The sequence below is a fragment of the bacterium genome (assembly GCA_029210965.1).
Lineage (GTDB): Bacteria > BMS3Abin14 > BMS3Abin14 > BMS3Abin14 > BMS3Abin14 > JALHUC01.
In genome coordinates, this window is the sequence record JARGFZ010000009.1 from 1 (window position 1) to 19,250 (window position 19,250).

The 19,250-nt window shown below is 55.3% G+C and carries 13 protein-coding genes, 1 other RNA gene and 1 pseudogene; 12 read left to right on the top strand and 3 right to left on the bottom strand.

The genetic code is table 11. The annotated features are described in order from the left end of the window. The first annotated feature begins 335 nt into the window (after positions 1 to 335). The 5 genes and pseudogenes from purU to P1S59_05440 all read left to right on the top strand — a co-directional run bounded on the left by purU (position 336) and on the right by P1S59_05440 (position 5,610). Positions 336 to 1,217: a formyltetrahydrofolate deformylase gene (gene purU, locus P1S59_05420; GenBank protein ID MDF1525694.1), complete on the top strand. Its 882-nt coding sequence runs from the start codon at positions 336 to 338 to the stop codon at positions 1,215 to 1,217. A 305-nt stretch (positions 1,218 to 1,522) separates the two neighbouring features. Then, a pseudogene (locus P1S59_05425) lies at positions 1,523 to 1,867 on the top strand (S-adenosylmethionine decarboxylase). A gap of 2 nt (positions 1,868 to 1,869) precedes the next feature. After that, the gene (locus P1S59_05430) at positions 1,870 to 2,787 is read left to right on the top strand and encodes a GNAT family N-acetyltransferase (protein ID MDF1525695.1); all 918 of its coding nucleotides are present in this window, start codon (positions 1,870 to 1,872) and stop codon (positions 2,785 to 2,787) included. A gap of 418 nt (positions 2,788 to 3,205) precedes the next feature. Continuing rightward, a complete protein-coding gene (locus P1S59_05435; GenBank protein MDF1525696.1) occupies positions 3,206 to 4,111 on the top strand; it encodes a hypothetical protein in 906 nt (301 codons plus the stop codon). A gap of 326 nt (positions 4,112 to 4,437) precedes the next feature. Then, complete coding sequence (locus P1S59_05440; protein MDF1525697.1) at positions 4,438 to 5,610, top strand: GNAT family N-acetyltransferase; 1,173 nt, start codon at positions 4,438 to 4,440, stop codon at positions 5,608 to 5,610. Between the two features lie 196 nt (positions 5,611 to 5,806). Here P1S59_05440 and P1S59_05445 read toward each other — a convergent pair whose 3' ends face one another. Then, a complete protein-coding gene (locus tag P1S59_05445; GenBank protein MDF1525698.1) occupies positions 5,807 to 6,274 on the bottom strand; it encodes an ATPase P in 468 nt (155 codons plus the stop codon). A gap of 365 nt (positions 6,275 to 6,639) precedes the next feature. Here P1S59_05445 and P1S59_05450 point away from each other — a divergent pair, with 365 nt between their 5' ends. Beyond that, positions 6,640 to 7,296, top strand: coding sequence for a hypothetical protein (locus P1S59_05450; GenBank protein MDF1525699.1), 657 nt, complete (start codon positions 6,640 to 6,642; stop codon positions 7,294 to 7,296). Between the two features lie 53 nt (positions 7,297 to 7,349). Here P1S59_05450 and P1S59_05455 read toward each other — a convergent pair whose 3' ends face one another. Together P1S59_05455 and P1S59_05460 are read right to left on the bottom strand one after the other, a co-directional pair. Next, on the bottom strand, positions 7,350 to 7,724 hold the full coding sequence (locus P1S59_05455) for a YkvA family protein (protein ID MDF1525700.1): 375 nt from the start codon (positions 7,722 to 7,724) through the stop codon (positions 7,350 to 7,352). 409 nt (positions 7,725 to 8,133) lie between these two features. After that, entirely contained in the window at positions 8,134 to 9,309 is a 1,176-nt protein-coding gene (locus tag P1S59_05460) for a pyridoxal phosphate-dependent aminotransferase (protein ID MDF1525701.1), read from the bottom strand. A 633-nt stretch (positions 9,310 to 9,942) separates the two neighbouring features. On the opposite strand from P1S59_05460, the gene P1S59_05465 reads away from it, so the two are divergent. The 6 genes from P1S59_05465 to P1S59_05490 all read left to right on the top strand — a co-directional run bounded on the left by P1S59_05465 (position 9,943) and on the right by P1S59_05490 (position 19,162). Next, a complete protein-coding gene (locus P1S59_05465) occupies positions 9,943 to 11,292 on the top strand; it encodes a TolC family protein (GenBank protein MDF1525702.1) in 1,350 nt (449 codons plus the stop codon). An 11-nt stretch (positions 11,293 to 11,303) separates the two neighbouring features. Continuing rightward, positions 11,304 to 12,434, top strand: a complete 1,131-nt coding sequence (locus P1S59_05470) for an efflux RND transporter periplasmic adaptor subunit (GenBank protein MDF1525703.1) — start codon at positions 11,304 to 11,306, stop codon at positions 12,432 to 12,434. 1 nt (position 12,435) lies between these two features. Then, on the top strand, positions 12,436 to 15,684 hold the full coding sequence (locus tag P1S59_05475; protein MDF1525704.1) for an efflux RND transporter permease subunit: 3,249 nt from the start codon (positions 12,436 to 12,438) through the stop codon (positions 15,682 to 15,684). A 201-nt stretch (positions 15,685 to 15,885) separates the two neighbouring features. Then, positions 15,886 to 16,245: a transfer-messenger RNA gene (ssrA, locus tag P1S59_05480) on the top strand. 341 nt (positions 16,246 to 16,586) lie between these two features. Continuing rightward, a complete protein-coding gene (locus P1S59_05485) occupies positions 16,587 to 16,847 on the top strand; it encodes a GIY-YIG nuclease family protein (protein MDF1525705.1) in 261 nt (86 codons plus the stop codon). Between the two features lie 263 nt (positions 16,848 to 17,110). Further along, complete coding sequence (locus P1S59_05490) at positions 17,111 to 19,162, top strand: helicase-related protein (GenBank protein MDF1525706.1); 2,052 nt, start codon at positions 17,111 to 17,113, stop codon at positions 19,160 to 19,162. The last annotated feature ends 88 nt before the right edge of the window (positions 19,163 to 19,250 follow it).

A 19,250-nucleotide genomic window follows, 5' to 3' on the forward strand; every position in this document is an offset into this window, starting at 1 on the left:
GGGTCTGGAGGTGTTTGACATTCATGATAATTTTCATCCTTTCATCATGAACGTTTTCAGACCTGTTGTTCAGACTCATCTCATGTTAGAAACATGAGGCTTGCTTCAGACTCATTTCATGTTGGAAGAGGCTGCCCCTTGACCTTTACGATTTTTTCTTTAGACTACGATAGTTTTCAGGGTATTGAGGGTGAAAAGTCATCCCCCGCCAGGCGCAGTGAATCCGTATTACGCCGCAGGCGCGGCCCCCGCCCCGGTCCCGCCGGTGGCGGGACTGTTTGAAAGGCTTTTGGCAAGTCCATCCTAATCAAGGGATTCTGACGAGGTAATACAACATGAGCGAAATAGAGGCGCCCAACGGGGCTCCCAAAGTCACTGCGCTGATCCAGGGCAAGGACACCAAAGGGATCATCGCAACTATCACGAACTGGATCTTCGACCACAGCGGCAATATCGTCTACCTGGACCAGCACACCGATCCGGTTGAGGATATGTTCTTCATGCGGATTCGCTGGGACATGGACGGTTTTGAGATCCCGCGAGACAAGCTGGACGAGGAGTTCAGCAAGGTCTGCTGGCGATTGGGCATGGCTCACCGGCTTTTCTTCTCCGACAGAAAGAAAACGGTTGGCATCCTGGTTTCGAAACAGGGACATTGTCTTCTGGACCTGCTTTACCGCTGGCGCAGCCAACAGCTTGCTGTAGATATCCCCTGCATCATCAGCAACCACGAAAATCTTAGGGACATGGCCGGTTATTACAACATCCCCTTCCACCATCTTCCCGTGACCAGGGAAACCAAAAGGGAGCAGGAGGACCAGGCCCTTGAGATCCTCAAAAAGGAGAACGTGGACACCGTTATCCTCGCCCGCTACATGCAGATCCTCACGCCCAAGTTTGTCACGGCCTATCGCAACAGTATCATTAACATCCACCACTCCTTCCTCCCGGCCTTTATCGGTGCCGACCCCTACCTGCAGGCCTTTAAAAGGGGCGTTAAGATCATCGGTGCTACCAGCCACTACGTAACCGAGGATCTGGACCAGGGTCCCATTATTTACCAGGACGTAGTATCGGTCACGCACCGCGACAACGTTAAGACACTGAAAAGAAAGGGTGAGGACATAGAAAAGGTGGTTCTCGCCAGGGCCGTCTCCCTGCATACCGAGAATAAGGTGCTGATACACAACGGAAAAACCGTTGTTTTCGGGGGATAGGCGTCCGATAAGGCACCATCTATCCCGCCTTTGGCGGGATTATCGGGCCTCATTGATCCTCGGTCACGCCATTGGCGTGACTGGCCTTGTATCTGATACCTTCTCGAACGCCTGTATAAATACTATCATTTCAGATCTCAGAAAAATGAGCAGGGGCCGGAAGGCCCCTGTTTCTGTTTGATCTCACATCCTTTATTCCGCGGCAGGGCTGCAGAACAACCCCATCTTTTTATAAAAAGAATAAAATGCTGGGAACCCAGACAGTACCCATGAGCATACCCGAGAGAGCAGCCGCTGAGCAGGTGTGGGGAATCGCCACCTCCATCGACATCTACGACTGTGATCCGGCCACCAGCCGGGACGCCGACGCCATCCGCCGCTTCGTCGTGGAGCTTTGTGACCTCATCGAGATGAAGAGGTTCGGAGAGACCCAGGTGGTCCACTTCGGCGAAGACGAGAAAGTAGCCGGCTACTCCATGACCCAGCTTATTGAAACGTCCCTCATCTCGGCTCACTTCGCCAACCTGACCAACGCCACCTACCTGGACGTCTTCAGCTGTAAGCCCTACGACCCCGATGTCGTGGCCCAGTTCGCCCGGGATTACTTCGGAGGGTCCAGGATCGAGACCAGTGTGACTTTCAGGAGATAGAGATGGAAAGTCTGAGGGTTGTTAGGGACCCGGAAGAAGCAAAGTTCCTCTGGGAGGCGCTCATGCCCAGGGAGGTCGTCACCGATCTCTGGGAGGTACGCGCCTGTTTCCACCGCCATTTTCGCCGTCCCATTCATTTCATCACCGGCGAAAATACGGGCTGTGGGTCCAGCCTCCTGCCTCTGTCCTACATCGAAGAGCAGGGCATTTACGGATACTTCCCTGGGGAAACGTGGCAGGGCAAGACGTGGCTGGAACAGAACCTCATCCTGGGGGATGAGCCTTTGCGTCTTCTCGACGCCATACCAGGCCCCTACCACATCCGATACCTTTCACCGCGGTGCGTCACAGACAGCTGCATAGAGGCTTCCGTAGATGAAATCGGGTATCTGTTTACGCCACACAGTTACAGCCACGATATCAGCGGCTACCTGGAGAGCTTCTCGGGTAAATCCCTCAAAAGGGTGCGCAGGGAGATCCAGCGCATTGAGGACATGGGGCTCGAGTGGCGCTACGACCGCCTCGATGATATCGAACTCATTGTCGCTATGAACCTCTCCCGTTTCGGGAAGGACTCCTATTTCGGCGATCCCAGGTTCAGAAAGGGTTTTATGGAGATGATCCGGCTCTTCGCCGACCGTGGCTGGCTGCGGGTCACGAGCGCCCTTATCGGCCGGGAGGTAGCCGCCGTTGACGTGGGTGTCCTCTACGAAATGACCTACACCCTCATGGCAGGAGGCACCAACCCGTCATTCCCCGGCATCGCCAAGGTCATCAACATGCACCACATGGAGCGGGCCTGCGAGGATAAGGTCAGGGAGGTGGATTTCCTGTGCGGGGACTTTAACTGGAAGAAGATATTTCACCTTCAGGAGCGACCCCTTTTCCTTGCTGCCAGAGCTGCTGTGCAGGCGGATTGAGTATTACGGTGAGGAATAAACGCGTCCTTGTGGTGGGTACTACCACGAATTACGTCGACATCATCCGAAACAGATACCCAGGGAGGGCCCTTTTTTTCACCGGTAAGAACCTGCGCCTCCAGGCTCAGGAAGAAACTCCCGGAGAAGCTGAAGAGGTCCTGGCCAACCTTGGTGATGTCAAAGTGGTCTCCGCGGCAATTAAGGAGCACCTCTCCCTTCACGGCCTTACCCTTTCAGGGATCACCTGCTACGATGACGAGTCCCTCACCCTGACCGCCGTCCTCGCCGCAGAGATGGGGCTGCCTTTCGCCACGGAAAATGCTGTCTTGATGAGCCGCAGTAAGTTTCACTCCAAACGGGCCTGGAGACCGGTTGCCGGCGCATACTCTTCAGCGGTCCGGGCAAGACTGAAAAGGAACTGGAACTTGCGGCGCTCAACGCCCCCAGGGTCACGGTGCTCATCGACAGCTTCGGTGAACTCGAGCGGCTCGATTCGGCCGCTCTTAAAGCCGGTACGGTTATCACAGCCGGGGTTCGGCTCACGACCAGGGAGGACGGCCTGTGGCGGAAGTTCGGCATAAATCTTTCCTCACTAGGTGAGTTTCTGTCCACCTCCGCCGGGGAAAAAGCTGTACAGGTCAGAGGCCTTCAGTTTCACACAAGCTGGAACCTGACCCCTGAAGCTCAGGTGAAGTTTATCGAGAGGCTGGGAAAAGCGCTGGGTACCTTAGACCACGGACTCATCCAGTCCCTCCGGTTCCTGGATATCGGGGGCGGGTACTGGCCCGAGGGGGGGAAGTGGCTGCTGACCGGGGAATCGCCCTCCTCACCCGGCGCTGACTTCCTGCGGGGAAGGGAACGCCTTTACGCAGCCCCCATCGGGGATTTTGCGCGGGAGATCGCAGGGGCCCTTAATAAGCACATTTTTCCTCTGGTGCCCCTCAAAATATACGCTGAGCCGGGCCGCTGGATCGCGGACAAGATCATGAACATCGTGGTCTCTGTAGCGGACAGGAAGGCTGACGACCTCGTCATTACCGATGCGGGCACAAATATTATCGGGTGGGAACGGTATGAGACCGATTACGTTCCAGTGATAAACCTCAGCCGCCCTTCCCTCACCGAAAGGCCCTGCCTGGTGGCCGGGTCCCTGTGCACCCCCCACGATATCTGGGAATGGTCCTATTTCGGGGAAGGCATTGAACCCGGGGACATCCTTTTCCTCCCCAACCAGGGGGCCTACACCTGGAGCCTGCACCAGGGGTTCATCAAACCGTTGGCGAAAATGATAACGATCGAGGATTGTACGAAAGTACAGTGTTGAGTGTAGTGTGCAGAGTGTAGAGTGTTGAGGGAGGTTCAGCCCAAAGGCCAGGTTTAACAGGGATAAAAGGGATGGAAGGGCATTGGCATTTGGATAATGGACTGATTATTTCTCTGCACCCTGCACTTTGGACTCTGCACTAATTATCCTATCCCCTTCATCCCTGTTAAAAGACGGAGAAACTGCAAATGCCAAAAAGACGTCCCAAAATAACGATCCGCCGCTGAAAAGCGGAAGACATACCGGGAGTCATCGCGTGTAACAAGGCAGCTTACGCGGACTATCCCCCGGAGTTCGAATACGACCAGCGGCTATACGAGATGCAGTTGGCCACCTTTTCGCAGGGGCAGTTCGTGGCCCTCATCGGCAACAAGGTCGTGGGTTTTGCCACCTCCCTCATCGTCAGCCTCGATGACGAGACCTATTGGTACAATGTGGATGAGATCACAGATGCCGGGACCTTCAGCACCCACAACTACTTTGGGGACACCCTCTACGGGGCGGATATGGCCGTCCACCCTGACTACCAGCAGCTAGGCATCTCAGGGATGCTCTACGACCGCCGCAAGAGGCTCATGAAGCGTTATAACCTGAGGCGCATGATCGCATACGGCCGTATCGCCGGGTACAGGCAGTATGCCGGCAGGATGACCGCCGAACAGTACGTCAGGAAGGTCGTGGAAGGTGAACTGAAGGACCAGGCCCTCAACGCCCACCTCAAGGCTGGCTACCAGGTGAAGAAGGTCCAGCTGGACATCACGGTGGATTTTTCCAGCCTCAACTACTCCACCTACCTGGAGATACCCAACCTCGATTTCGACCTCGCCAAATCCAGGATTGCCGTATCCGGGGTCCCCAAGCGCCCGGCCCGCCGGATCAGGATCTGCGCGGCCCAGTACCTCATGAAACCCATCCGGTCCTGGCAGGAGATGGAGGAATCGGTTGAGTTCTTCGTTGACACAGCGGCCGCCTCCCACTGCCATTTTCTCCTTTTCCCTGAGTATTTCTCCTACCAGCTCATCAGCTGCTACGCGGCCAAGGGCGGGATGAAGGAGACGGTTCTCAAGCTTGCAGGGTTCGCGGAACGCTACGTCCAGATGCTGCGCGGCCTGGCCATGAAGTACAACATCTACATCATCGGGGAATCCCACCCCACCCTGCGGGACGGAAAGCTTTACAACACCGCCTACCTGTTAACCCCCAGCGGCTTCGTCTACACCCAGGATAAACTGCATATCACGGCCACCGAGAGGAACGAGAGCAATATTGAGCCAGGCGAGGGCATCCGGCCCTTCAATACTCCTCTGGCCAGGATCGCCATCCAGGTCTGCTACGACATCGAGTTTCCGGAAACGTCTCGCCTCCTGGCTCTTGCTGGAGTCGAGGTGATCTTCGTTCCTCTTTACACCGACGAGAAAAAAGCCTACTGGCGAGTCCGCCACTGCGCCCAGGCCAGGGCCGTTGAGAATTTCGTCTACGTGGTCCTTAGGGTGGAATAGAGTAGGACATTGTGTAGAGTGTAGAGTGTACGGTTCAGAGTGCGGTAGATCCAAGGCCAGAGTCCTGAGGAATACCGGCTTGTCCGCCATAGCTGATCGGTTGTCGTTAGCGACGGCGGAAGGCGTATATGCTGACATACGCCGAGGATTTCCGAAGGGCGATAACGCAGAAGATACCGTGCTATGACCGACCGCATTAACTCCTTAATGTAGCTTTCAGCCGATCCGGATATACCAAAAGATCCAAAGCATCCAAAACATTCAGCGCCACCACATCGGCAGCTCTCAGCGCTTCGGAACTTGTCCCCTCGGGACCCAGGACCACGATCCCCAGGGAAGCGTCCACCAGCATCCCCATGTCGTTACGTCCGTTCCCTATGGCCACCGTCTTGAGAGGAAGGCCTCTCAGGTATTTCTGCTTGGCCTGGATCTGATCTTTCTTAGGTATGATATGCAGTGTAACCGGAAGGCCGTGACAGACCTTGGTTGCGCTCCCGTAGGTGTCGGCGGTGAGGACATGGATGTCCAGTTTTTCCGCCAGAGCAACAACCCGTTCCTTTACTCCATCGATGAACGCCCCATCCAGTGTCAGAGTTCCGTTAAGATCAAGTACCAGATGGCGTATGGGGTAACTTCCCCAACCGGGGACGTCAATGGTGATCATAACAAACCCTCCTTAAGGGTATGAGACATGGACAATATTGATGACTTCGTAAAAAGTCATTGATTTGTAAGGAAAGTGAAAATGACACTTTTCGCTTTCCGAGGAGCAAAAAGCCGATTACGGACTTTTTGCGACCCTGTCAATATTAGATAATAACAGAATCAACGATTTTTCCTCCAGGAGCAAGAGACAATTAATGGCACAACCCAGGTTAGTGACCGGGTATCACGACAGGTGCCATGGGTAAAATAATCACTATGCCAATGAATACCTTTATGGCCCGGAGACACTGAACTGATTATATTATAAGTATAGAAAAGGGCTGATATCAAAAAAAGGATCAAACAGACAGGGAGGTTAATGTTTTGAAGCATACAGCTGTTTTCATGGTCGTCGTATTTCTCTTAATGGGTTGGGTTCCAGGCATGGCTCAGGCAGCCGATAAATCCTATGTCATCGGCCGCATAACAGGAACCTATCAAAATCTCCCGGGATATTTTAGCCACAATCCGGATTATCTTTCTTCTGGGCAGACAGATGAGGTTGAATTTCCAGGATTCAGGCTCCTGCGTGTGGAGGATGGCAAAAAATTTCTCATCCGTCCCAGCCATATGGGATACTTCTATCAGGACCTGCCAGGCGGCAGATATACCCTGACGAGGAAACGCAACGACCGGCCTGATTACAGAGAAGGAAAAATGACCAACATCATGAGCTTTGAGGTTGGGTCCGGGGCCCTGGTCAACCTGGGTACAATGAATATTATCCTCGACGGTGAACCCCATGAGTCACTGTGGTCGAACCAGCACTACACCAGAGGAACCTATACCTACGGATATCGTTACGAGCGAGATCCCGGTGAAAGCGGCTACAGCGGACCGTTGAAATGGTTTACAGAGAAAAAATCAAAAATTGCAGCCAGTTTCGGGGACCGGGTCGTCCGGGTGAGCACCGCCCCCACCGATGAAAAGGACGGGTCAAAGGTGTTCCTGAAGCAGATCGTTCCCCGGTCGGACTGGTAATTAAGATTAAGACTTAGACAAGATCCTCTTACATAACGTATTTCACGAGCAACTTATCGACTTTTAATCAACCAGACCAGGAACCCTGCAGCAATAACCCACAGCAGGACAACAACCAAAGCCCCGAACCAACTCCTGGGCCGGGTGAGTATCCGTTCTTCAGCCTGTAAGCGCAGGTCTGCCATCACCTCGCCCGGTATCAGCCGGACAACTGTGGCGATGCCCAGGGGAAGAATGATCAGATCGTCGAGGTAGCCGAGCACGGGAATGAAATCGGGGATCACATCCACAGGACTCAGCGCATAGGCGGCCACCAGAGCCGCCAGAGCCTTGGCGTACCACGGCACTCTGGGGTCACGCGCGGCCAGGTAGAGGGCAAGGACGTCCCTTTTCACATCCCTGGCCCATTTTTTCAGACGATCGAGCATGGTTGGTTTAATTCCTGATTCCTGATTCCTAATTCCAGATTTCAGATTCCAGATTTCATCTGTTTTCTTTGCGTCTTGGCGTCTTGAGTGAGCTTGGCGAACGAGCGAGAGGCAGCTTGGTCACTTTTGTAGAAACCGATCTTCCCCCCTGATTTAGATTTACCCTGCGTTACCCTGTGTACCCTGCGGTAAATTAGCTCTTATCGTTTCTATAGCATCCGGGATCGCTTCGCATGGGTAGCAGCTCGCGATGACACCAACCTGCGATTGGAGTTTCAGGTTTTGGGTTCCGGGTTTAACTTCAAACCTCAAACACCAAACTTCAAACTTGTCTTTAGCCCTTTCGCCAAGTCGCTCCGTCGCCCCGTCGATACGTTCTATCATCGCCTCCCCACCCTTACCAGTCGATCTACACCCTGAACGCTGACACCATCCGCTCAAGGGCCTCGTCCAGCATGGACTGCGAACAGGCGAAATTGAGGCGCATGTGGAGATCGCCCCCCGGTCCGAATGTTGGGCCATGGTTGAGGGCCAGCCGGGCGACTTCCTGAAAACGGCGGACGATCTCCTCCATGGAATGGCCTGTTCCCCAGAGATCCAGCCACGCCAGGTACGTCCCCTCCAGGGGCATGGAAGTCCCTCCCGGCAGGCTTTCTCTGACAACACTGTCCACCCGATCCCGGTTACCCTGCAGATATTTAAGGAGATCTTCCAGCCACATTTCACCATGGTTGTATGCTGCTGTTGCCGTAAGGGGACCAAAGCTGTTGGGACCGTGCATACCACAGCGGGCCATCTGGAGTTGGAATCGGCGCCTCAGGGAGTCGTTTGAGATGATGACGTTCCCGGTCATGGTCCCGGCCAGGTTGAAGGTCTTGGAAGCCGAGGTGCAGGTGATCACCTGGCTGGCGATCTCCGGTCCAAGGGAGGCGAGAACGGTGTGTGTGTAACCCTCGTACACCAGGTCGTGATGGATCTCGTCGGAGACAATGAGAATGTCCCGTTCAAGACAGAACTCGGCAAGTTCCTTAAGCTCCACCCTGGTCCAGACGCGGCCTCCGGGGTTGTGTGGACTACACAGTATCAGCATGCGGGTTGCCGGGCCGACCTGGCGGTCCAGTTTTGCCATGTCCATTCGATAACGGCCGTCCACCTGCACAAGTTGGTTGTTTATAACCTCACAGCCGTTAGCGGTGATGGCCCCGAAGAAGGGATAGTAGACAGGAGCCTGCACCACCACCTGATCACCCGGTTTACAAAAAGCCTGGACCAGGAGGTTGACGGCGTTGACGATGCCGTGGGTAGTGAATATCCACTCCGGTTCCACGGCCCAGCCGTGACGGCGGGCCATCCAGTTCATAACGGCATCGTTGTAAAGGACAAGATCCCCGGGATAGCCGTGAATACCGTGGTCAGCAGCGCGCCGGAGCGCCTCGTTGACCTCCGGGGGCGGACAGAACTCCATGTCGGCGACCCACATGGCGAGGCCGTCTTCAAGAGAAACCCCGTACCTTTCCTCCATACCGTCCCATTTGAGGCACTGGGTGTCCCGCCGGTCGATTATGGTGTCAAAATCGGAGCTCATAGGTTTTCATACTTCAGGGCAGGGGAAAAAGCAATTTTTGAGCCAGAGCCGGGAGTCAGTAGCCAGGAGCCAGTAGATTTGGAAAATCACGGGACACAGTGACGCGGGGACGCGGAATCCAGCATCAAAAAGCGGCATTGTTTTAACGCAGAGTTCGTCACGCCCCTGGCGTGACAGGCTTCGGACGCAGAGGAAACATTTAATCCGGGTTTAAGCCGGTTACAATAAAGGCGATATTTTTTTAACGCTGAGGGGCTCAACTGCACTTGCCGTTCTACCACCTTCCCTATTCCTTATTCCCCTTTCTTGCCAATGCGCCAACTGGCCCATATACTTTTATGCAGGGGGGTTGGAAGACCGGCGCCCGGATGCTCAACCGGTTATCCTTTCAGGAGCTTTTGCCTCTTCCTTTCAGACCTTCCCGTTTTAAATAAATCCAGGCACAAAAGCCCATGGAATGCCCTTTTGCGGGACACCATTGAGCATCGGGATTTTACACCTGGAGCAGATCGTCACGACCAGAATGCATTCAAAGGTTGACAATGCATTATAATATTCTTATATATTGCTATCTCAATTAATTAGACGCGCGTGAATTTTTTCTTTCCAACCCGTAATGGAGGTATCAGAGAAATGTCCAGGATGAAGAAGGGGATCGTGATACTTGCAGCTGCAGTGCTTTTCCTGCCGTCTGCCCCCCGTGCGGACGTCCCACAGGTCGGGCTTCAGGAAGCTTTCCAACTGGCCCTTGAGCAAAACCCGGAACTTGTGGCCATGGGAAACTCCGTGGAGGCGGCCAGAGAACGGGTGGGCGCGGCCAAAAGCCATCTCCTGCCTAAGGTAACCCTTGAGGAAAGGTATATGAGGACCGACAACCCCACCTACGCTTTTTCCTCCAAACTGAACCAGAGCCGCTTTGAGGATTCCGACTTTGTCATTGACAGTCTTAACCACCCGGAAGACATCGACGACTTCATGACCTCCATTTCCATTGTGCAACCCCTTTATTCCAGGGAAGCATCACTGGGGGTCGACATGGCAAGGACACAAAGCGAGGCCCTGGATCTTGATTTTGGGAAGAGCAGGAAAAAGGTACTCCTGGACGTCGTTGAAGCGTTCATTGGAGGGGCGACGAGCCGGCAGTTCCGCGATGTGGCCCAAAAAGGTCTCGAGGACGCCATATCCCACCTGGAGATCGCCCGTTCCAGGGTTGAAGCGGGGCTGGGTCTCGAATCGGACCTGCTCAGGGCCGAAGTATCCGTAAAGGAAATGGAGGAACGTCTCGTTTCGGCACAGAAGAACACCTCTCTGGCGAACCGCACCCTGGGTCTGATCCTGGGACAGGATGGCCCGGTTGAGGCTGCCGGTGAAGTGATCCCCATGCCGGACCTCAAACCGGTGGAGTACTACGAGGAGGCATCCTCCAGCCGGGATGATCTCCTTGCCATGGCCAAAAGGGTTCACAACGCCAGGCTCAACATCGACATGTCTGCGGCCAGGTTCTCCCCCACTGCCGGCCTGGGCGGTTCGTACCAGATCAACAGCCACCAGTTCCCCCTGGACGAAGAGGGTAGCAGTTACCAGGTAAGCGCCTTTATTCGCTGGGACATTTACAACGGAGGACTGAAGGGCCATGCGGGATCGGATGCCAGATTCAGTCTTCTGGAAGCGGAGGCTTATTACAACGGGTTAAAAAAGGAGATCATTTTTCGTATCAACCAGGCCTACCTGAACGTTCAGGAAGCTTCCCGGGGCAAAGAGCTGGCCTCTTCCCGATTATCCCTGGCTGACGAAACAGTGAGGCTTATGGAAAAACGCTACGAAAACTCTCTGGCAACGGTGGTGGAGTTACTGGACGCCCAAACGTCCCTTGACTCCGCGAGAGCGGACCTGGTGGCCAAGACCAACTCCCAACTGATCTTCCTGGCCCGTCTGATGTTTCAGAGCAACCTCATCGAGCAGGAATTTCTTGCGAAAAATTGAAGGAGAAAATGATGCTTACAAAAAATATCCTGCTTTCAGCCGCTATTGCCGGGACCATGATTTTCGGAGCCTGCTCCCCTGCCCATGAGGCCAAACCAGTCGTCCGCCCGGAGGTCACAGGCGTCGAACTTCAAAAGGTCCAGATTACGAGCGTTCCGGAAAGCTACGAGACCACAGGCACGGTGGTCCCGAAAAGCTCGAGCACTGTTTCGAGCCGCGTCATGGGAACCGTCACCTCCCTTCTGGTCAGAGAAGGAGACAAGGTAAAGGCAGGGCAGCTCCTGCTGACCCTTGACGATCGGGACCTCCGGGAAAGAGTGCGGACTGCCGAGGAGGCTCACAACCAGGCCATTCATGCCCTGGAGGCCGCCCGCAACCAGGAGGATCTGGCGGGCAGGACCTACGAGCGGTACCGAAAGCTGTACGAGGGAAATGCAATTACCACCCAGGAAATGGACAACGTGACCAACCAGGCTAACCAGGCACGGCACGGTGTGGAACAGGCCCAGGCCATGGTCAAAAGAACAGAATCATCCTGGGATGAAGCGAAGATCTTCCTGGGCTTTTCCAAAATCACCTCCTCCATCGACGGCATTGTCACGGGAAAGATGACCGACCTGGGCAGCATGGCGTCCCCCGGCGTTCCCCTCCTGCAGCTTGAGGACAGGGCTTCTCGCCTGGTGGAGGCCAGTTTCGAAGAGCGAATGCTCGACAGCGTTAAAGAAGGTATGGAAGTTCAGGTGCGGGTCCCTTCAAACGCCGACGAAACCGCAGGCAGGATCGTTGAGGTGGTTCCCACCGTAGACCCGCGGACCCGGACTTTTGTGGTCAAGATCGCGGTTCCGGGTGTGGACCTGCGCAGCGGACAGTACGGCTCCGTGAGGTTTAAATCCGGCACGCGGGACCTGCTTCTCGTGCCCGCCTCGGCCGTTGTCAAACGGGGCCAGCTGACAGGGGTCTTCATTGTGGATTCCAAGGATCACGTCATATACAGGCTCATAAGGGTGGGGAGACCTTACGGTGAAATGGTGGAGGTTCTCTCAGGCCTTACGACCGGGAATACCATTGTCATCGGGAACCTGGATAAAGCTGTGGACGGCGGCATCCTGGTACCCTCCAGCACCCAGGGCGGAGGGAACTGACATGGAGGCCATCGGCATTTCAGGAAAGATCGCCAAGGGGTTTCTGACCTCCAAACTGACGCCCATCATCGTGGCAGCTTCTCTCATCCTGGGAGCGTTGGCCGTCAGCGTCATCCCCAGGGAAGAGGAACCCCAGATCGTTATCCCCATGGTGGACGTCTTTGTCGGGTTCCCCGGAGCCACCCCCGAAGAGGTGGAGCAGCGGGTCACCCGTCCCCTGGAGCGTCTTCTGTGGGAAGTGAAGGGCGTCGAGTATGTGTACTCCATTGCTCAGCCAGGGCAGAACCTGACCATCGTCCGGTTCAAGGTGGGCGAGGACATGGAAAAAAGCCTGGTCAACCTATACACCAAGCTTATGCCCAACTACGGGTCCATCCCCGCGGGGATCACCGAACCGGTCATCCGTCCCAAGAGCATCGATGACGTCCCGACGCTGGCGCTCACACTGTGGTCAGAGGTGTATTCCGGCTACCAGCTCAGGCGCATCTCCGAGGAGCTGCGCAGCGATCTGAAGCAGGACCGGGACGTTAGCGAGATAGAACTCATCGGCGGCCAGCAGCGCCAGGTCCGGGTCACCCTGGAACCGGGAAGGCTCAGCGCCTACAACCAGTCTCCCATGCTTATCCTGGGAGCCCTGAGCCAATCCAACACCATTCTCCCTTCCGGAAGCTTCCAGTCCGGTAACGTCGAATACCTTGTCGAGACCGGCGGGTTTTTGACGAGCGCCGAGGATGTGGGGAGCGTTGTGGTGGGCCAGTGGGCTGGACGGCCGGTCTTCTTAAGGGACGTGGCTGACATCACCGACGGACCGGGGGAGCCCACAGATTACGTCTTTATGGGCCACGGCCCCGCCTCCATGGAGGAAGACCCTGTCGTCAGGTCCGGGCAGTTTGAAGCCGTCACAGTGGCCGTATCCAAAAAGAAGGGCACCAACGCCACCCTGCTATCCAAGAGGCTTCTGGCAAAGGTCGAGGCACTCAAAGGCACCGTCCTCCCCTCGGAGGTGGAGGTAACAGTGACCAGGAACTACGGGGAGACGGCCAAGGAAAAATCGGACGAACTGCTCAAACACATGCTCATTGCCACGATCTCTGTGATCCTGCTCATGGCCCTGTTCCTGGGGTGGCGTGAGGCTGTGGTGGTGGCGGTGGCGGTTCCTGTGACACTGGCCCTTACCATGTTCGTCAACTACCTGCTCGGCTACACGCTCAACCGGGTGACCCTCTTTGCCCTGATCTTTTCCATCGGGATACTCGTTGACGACGCTATCGTGGTGGTGGAGAACATTCACCGGCACTTTAAAAGATACGGGCCCGATAAATTAAGGGCCATTTATGCCGTGGACGAGGTGGGTAACCCGACTATCCTTGCTACTTTTGCCGTCATCGCGGCCCTGCTTCCCATGGCCTTCGTATCCGGGCTCATGGGGCCCTACATGCGGCCCATTCCTGTAGGCGCGTCGGTGGCCATGATCTTTTCTCTGCTGGTTGCGTTCACCGTAAGCCCGTGGCTCAGTTTCAAGGTGCTGGGCAAGTCAAAGCACTCTGAGGCAAAGACCGATGAAAGCAGCCGTATGGACCGACTGTACGAGACCCTATTGAGGCCTCTTGTCAAAAGCCGGAGCCTGCGCCTGTCGGCCCTGGCCGTGGTGGGGGTGCTGCTCCTTATGGCCATGGCCCTCGTCCCCTTGAAGAAGGTGACCATGAAGATGCTGCCCTTCGACAACAAGAGCGAGCTTCAGGTCATTATAGACATGCCCGAGGGGACCACGCTGGAACAGACGGCAGCCGTCACCAGGGAAATGTCGGAATTCCTCAAAACCGTGCCACAGGTCCGTCACTACCAGTCCTACGTGGGGGCAGCCTCTCCCTATAACTTCAACGGCCTTGTCAGGCACTATTACCTCAGGGGCGAGGCCAACCTCGCCGACATCCAGGTGAACTTCGTCGAGAAAAACGAGCGAAGCGCACAGAGCCACGACCTTGCCAAACAGCTGCGGCCCAGACTCACCGAGATCGCCGAACAAAACGGCGCAAAGGTCAAGGTGGCCGAGATCCCCCCAGGTCCGCCTGTCCTGAGCACTCTCGTTGCCGAGATCTACGGACCGGACAGCCAGCGCCAGATCGAGATCGCCCGGGATATCCGGAAAATTTTCGAGGAAACGCCGGGTGTGGTGGATGTGGACTGGTACGTGGAGGATCAGCAGCCAAGGCTCGTGTTTGAAGTGGACAAAGAGAAGGCAGCCCTCAGCGGGGTGGCCACCGGGGACGTGGCCCGGACTCTGCGCATGGCCCTTGCCGGCATGAATGCCGGCATTCTTCACCTGCCCGAGGAGAAGGAGCCTGTAGAGATAAACCTGAGAATGTCCGTCGAGGACCGTTCAGACGCCAATATCCTGAAAACCCTTAAAGTACCGTCGAGAAACGGATCTCTTGTTCCCATAGGAGAACTGGTCAAGGTCACCAGTACCGTCCAGAACCGTGCCATCTACCACAAGAACCTCAAGCGTGTGACCTACGTCATCGGGGACGTTGCCGGTACCCAGGAGAGCCCCGTCTACGCTATTTTGAACATGAAGGACCGCGTCGCGCAGCTGGCACTCCCGGAAGAGTACGAGCTGGAACAGCACTTTTCCGAGCAGCCGCCCCTGGAGGACCGCTACACCATGAAGTGGGACGGGGAATGGCAGATCACCTACGAGGTGTTCCGGGACCTGGGCATCGCCTTTGGAGCCGTTCTCATCCTCATCTATATTCTTGTGGTGGCCTGGTTCAGGAGCTTTTCCATACCGCTGGTCATCATGCTCCCCATACCGCTGACACTGGTGGGGATCCTTCCCGCCCACTGGCTCATGGGGACCTTTTTCACCGCCACCTCCATGATCGGGTTCATCGCCCTTGCCGGGATCGTGGTGAGAAACTCCATCCTCCTCGTGGATTTCATCCAGATGGAGGAAAAGTCGACGGGAGGGCTCATCGAAGCAGTCATCAAGGCGGGCACCGTCAGATCCAGGCCCATCATCCTCACCGCCGCCGCGGTCATGGTGGGGTCTGTGGTGATGTACTTCGATCCGATCTTTCAGGGCCTTGCCATTGCCATGATGTCCGGTGCCATGGCATCGACCTTCCTGACCCTGCTGGCTGTGCCCCTGGCCTATTATGAACTATTCAAGGGATCGGAAAACAACGGAGATGGTAATGAGGATGAGGATACAGGACCCGATGGTCCCCAATGTGCCTCGGCGCCTTAGCTTTTCAATTGGAACCGGTTTGGTGTAAAATTGCTTTGACTACCAGTCAGGCGCAGCACAGTTTTCCGAAGGGGAGTTCAAGAGCTATATGGTTCTTGAACTCCTTTCCCTTTCTCCGCGTCTCCGCGTCTCCGCGTCTCCGTGTCACATTTATATTTTAAACCCTTGTGTTCATTGGAGAAGGGTTTAAAATATAAATGTGGGGGCGAGTTGGTTTCGACGGGGGACTGGAATCCCGTGGCGCATGCCGAGGTACCGGTGGCCTCGTTAAACCCCGGTCGTATATAGCTGCCAACGATACCGGCTACGCACTGGCTGCCTAATTAACTTTAGGTAAGTCGGCGCTGCCCTGACGGCGCCCGTAACGTCAGGACGCAGTGTCATAAGCTCGGGCTTGCTCCCTGTCGCCGCCTGGCCGGCAGGGGGGACTTCCAGTCAGGCTCATCTTCCAGACTCCCTGTCCGTGGGGTCGCTGGCGGAGAAATTAAACACGGAATAAGCATGTAGTGCCGCGAGGCTGAAAGCCTTCGGACGCGGGTTCGACTCCCGCCGCCTCCACCAGTCTTCGTTCGAAACGCAGTGGAGAACGAAGACTGCCACGGCGTAGTTGCCCGACAGGGTAACGAAGCCGGGCATCAATTTAAGTGGCTTGTTAATGGCGTTTCGAACTACGCCTTGGCAAGCCATTTTCTTTTGAGACAGAGCAAAGCCTGTCGCAACCAAACACTTGGAATAAAGCCGGACTTGTCACGGCATAGCCAAAGGCGGCGACGGAAGCCCATTGCGACGCCCCAAGAGCGCAGCCGGAAGCCGCAGGTGAGCCGGAAGCCGGACGCCTTGGCAAGCCATTTTCTTTTCTTTAACCCTTTCCAATTTGGACCTGAATTTGCACTGATCATTTCATGGCAAATTCTGGTCCAATCTTCCACTATGTCTATATTCTCAAATCTCTTAGTGATCCCTCACGTCACTATACCGGACTGACTCAGGATCTCGATATGTGCCTCAAAGACCACAACTGGGGGAAGGTACCGCACACACGAAAGTACAGGCCATGGGTGATAGAAACCGCCATTGCCTTCCGGTCCCGTGAAAAAGCATCTGCCTTCGAACAATACCTCAAATCGCACGCAGGCCGCGCTTTCGCCAAGAAGCGCTTTTAAAGGGCCCCTGCCGTCACTTCCGTTAATCTGCTCCTGCATTGATCTTATTATACATTTAAAAACAGCCACTTAGCGACCTGCTGGAGGCTGTTTTTATGGTTTCTGGGTGGTGCCACCCGGTTCTCCCTACATCAAACCCTACATGGAATCCATACGTTGAACAGGCAGTTTAAATCAGACCTTCCCGCCTCTGTCAGGGCAAGGCTCCTTAACCGGGCCGAGACAAGAGGGAAGATTTCAACCTGGTCCCCCTCCGGTATGCTTTGGAGCTGGCTGCCCACGTTGGCCTGCTGGTTTTTGATGAAGGCCACCAGTTCGACAGCGGTACCCGAGGCATCACATACGAGCTGCTCCTGACGTCGCTGCGCTCCATGATTCCCGAAGGAACTCAGAAGGTGCTGATCTCAGCGGTCATTAGCAACGCCGAGGCTGTTGGAGAATGGCTCAACGGGGAGCCCAATGTCGTCGAAGGCACAACCCTGATTCCGACTTTCAGGTCGGTCGGATTCGCGAGCTGGCTCGATCAGTTGGGAAGAATCGAGTACGTCGACAGCCGTGATGCCGAACAAGGTGAGTTTTTCGTTCCGAGGGTGATTGAAAGATTCAATCTCGGGAGGAAGAAGCGGGAAAGGACGGACCGTTTTTTTCCTGAAAAGACCGATGGGCAGGCTATCGCACTTTACCTTGGTCTGAAATTGGTCCCGAATGGCAGTATCGCTCTTTTCTGCGGAAGGAAGTCAACAGCGGCCAGCGTCTGCGAAAAAACCGTTGATATTATCGAGCGAGGCGCACCCGTGGCCTTACCATCAGATTTTTCTGACGCCCAGGAAGTTGAGCGGCTGACCCATCTGCACGTCGAGAATCTCGGTGCTGACGCTCCGGCGTCCCAGAGCGCGGCACATGGCATTTTCTCCCATCATGGCAATACTCCGCATGGTATCCGGCTGGCGGTGGAGCATGCCATGCGCGACGACCTTGTGCGATTCGTTGTTTGCACCTCTACCTTGGCGCAGGGCGTAAACCTTCCGATTCGATACCTCATCGTGACCAGTGTCTACCAGGGCATGGAGCGCATCAAGGTTCGCGATTTCCACAACCTCATTGGCCGAGCGGGTCGAGCCGGGATGCATACCGAAGGCAGCATCCTGTTTGCCGATCCGGTGATCTATGACAAGCGAAAGGCGCGTAACGATAAATGGCGCTGGGATCAGGTGAAAGAACTTCTGGAGCCGCGCAATTCTGAGCCATGCATCAGCAATCTTCTATCGATCTTCGACCCCATCAAGAGCGATGACGAGAAATACACCATCACCATGGAGGCTCTGGATTTTGCCAAGGCCTATATCGACGATCCTGCTGAAGTTGCCAAATTGGCTGCCGGGATAGCCGCACAACATGGAGACAAAAATTTCTCACGAGACGGTGTCGAGCGGCAAGTCGCCTGGAAAATCAGCCTCATCTGTGCCGTCGAGAGCTTCCTGTTATCCCATTGGGATGAATCGGAGGATGGTCTTTCGGAAGCTGATGTGGCCCGCCTGGCCGAAGGGACGCTGGCTTTCTTCCTGGCTGATGATCAGAAAAAGGAGCATATTCGCGAGTTGTTTCAGCTTCTCGCTGGGAACATCTCCGCAAACATCACAGATTCGGCTCGCCGCAAAATCTACGGCAGGACGCTTTACGGAATTCAGGATGCCCAAGCCATTGAGGGATGGGTTCAGTCCAACGCTGACAGCCTGCTTTCGATTGTTGATGAAACAGAAGCTCTCGATCTTGCCTGGCCATTGCTTACCCGGCATATCAACGGTGGCGTATTCACCAAGTTCGATAAGCCGGAGGTGCTAAAAGAAATCGCGCATGGGTGGATCAGTGGAAAGCCCTTCAGCGATCTCCTGAAAATCATCCTTAAGCGAAAAGCCAAGATGATATGGGGCACCCGCCGGAGGGAGTTCAAGATCGATCATATCGTCGACGTCTGCGAAGGGACGCTCGCTTATGACGGTGCGCTGGTTTTAGGCGCTATGACTGAATTCATCGAAACCCTCGACCAAGACGGCACCGGAGACCTGATCAATCGTCTACAGCTTTTTCAGAAGCGCCTGAAATATGGTTTGCCCACCGAAACCACCATTGCCCTTTACGAGCTTGGCTTTTCGGACCGCGTCATCGCTCAGGACCTCGCCGCATCCTTGAACCTGGCTGCGACCCAGAAGAAGGATCTCGTGAAGGCGCTGAAAAAAGACCGGGACGGAGCCAATGCGGTGATGGAAAAATACCCAAGCTATTTCCAGGAGCGAATGAATGAACTCCTGCAGTAGAACTCCAGATCATCGATCCAAACTATCTCGCGCCCTGCTGTTGGTCCGGTTGCTGGCGGAGTGCGGAGTCTACGATATTTCTCGGGGA

Bases quoted from the DNA above. Each gene is read 5' to 3' on its own strand.
- P1S59_05430 (MDF1525695.1), top strand. From the start codon at position 1,870: ATGGAAAGTCTGAGGGTTGTTAGGGACCCGGAAGAAGCAAAGTTCCTC.
- purU (MDF1525694.1), top strand. From the start codon at position 336: ATGAGCGAAATAGAGGCGCCCAACGGGGCTCCCAAAGTCACTGCGCTG.
- P1S59_05455 (MDF1525700.1), bottom strand. From the start codon at position 7,724: ATGCTCGATCGTCTGAAAAAATGGGCCAGGGATGTGAAAAGGGACGTC.
- P1S59_05470 (MDF1525703.1), top strand. From the start codon at position 11,304: ATGCTTACAAAAAATATCCTGCTTTCAGCCGCTATTGCCGGGACCATG.
- P1S59_05475 (MDF1525704.1), top strand. From the start codon at position 12,436: ATGGAGGCCATCGGCATTTCAGGAAAGATCGCCAAGGGGTTTCTGACC.
- P1S59_05485 (MDF1525705.1), top strand. From the start codon at position 16,587: ATGGCAAATTCTGGTCCAATCTTCCACTATGTCTATATTCTCAAATCT.
- P1S59_05460 (MDF1525701.1), bottom strand. From the start codon at position 9,309: ATGAGCTCCGATTTTGACACCATAATCGACCGGCGGGACACCCAGTGC.
- P1S59_05445 (MDF1525698.1), bottom strand. From the start codon at position 6,274: ATGATCACCATTGACGTCCCCGGTTGGGGAAGTTACCCCATACGCCAT.
- P1S59_05465 (MDF1525702.1), top strand. From the start codon at position 9,943: ATGTCCAGGATGAAGAAGGGGATCGTGATACTTGCAGCTGCAGTGCTT.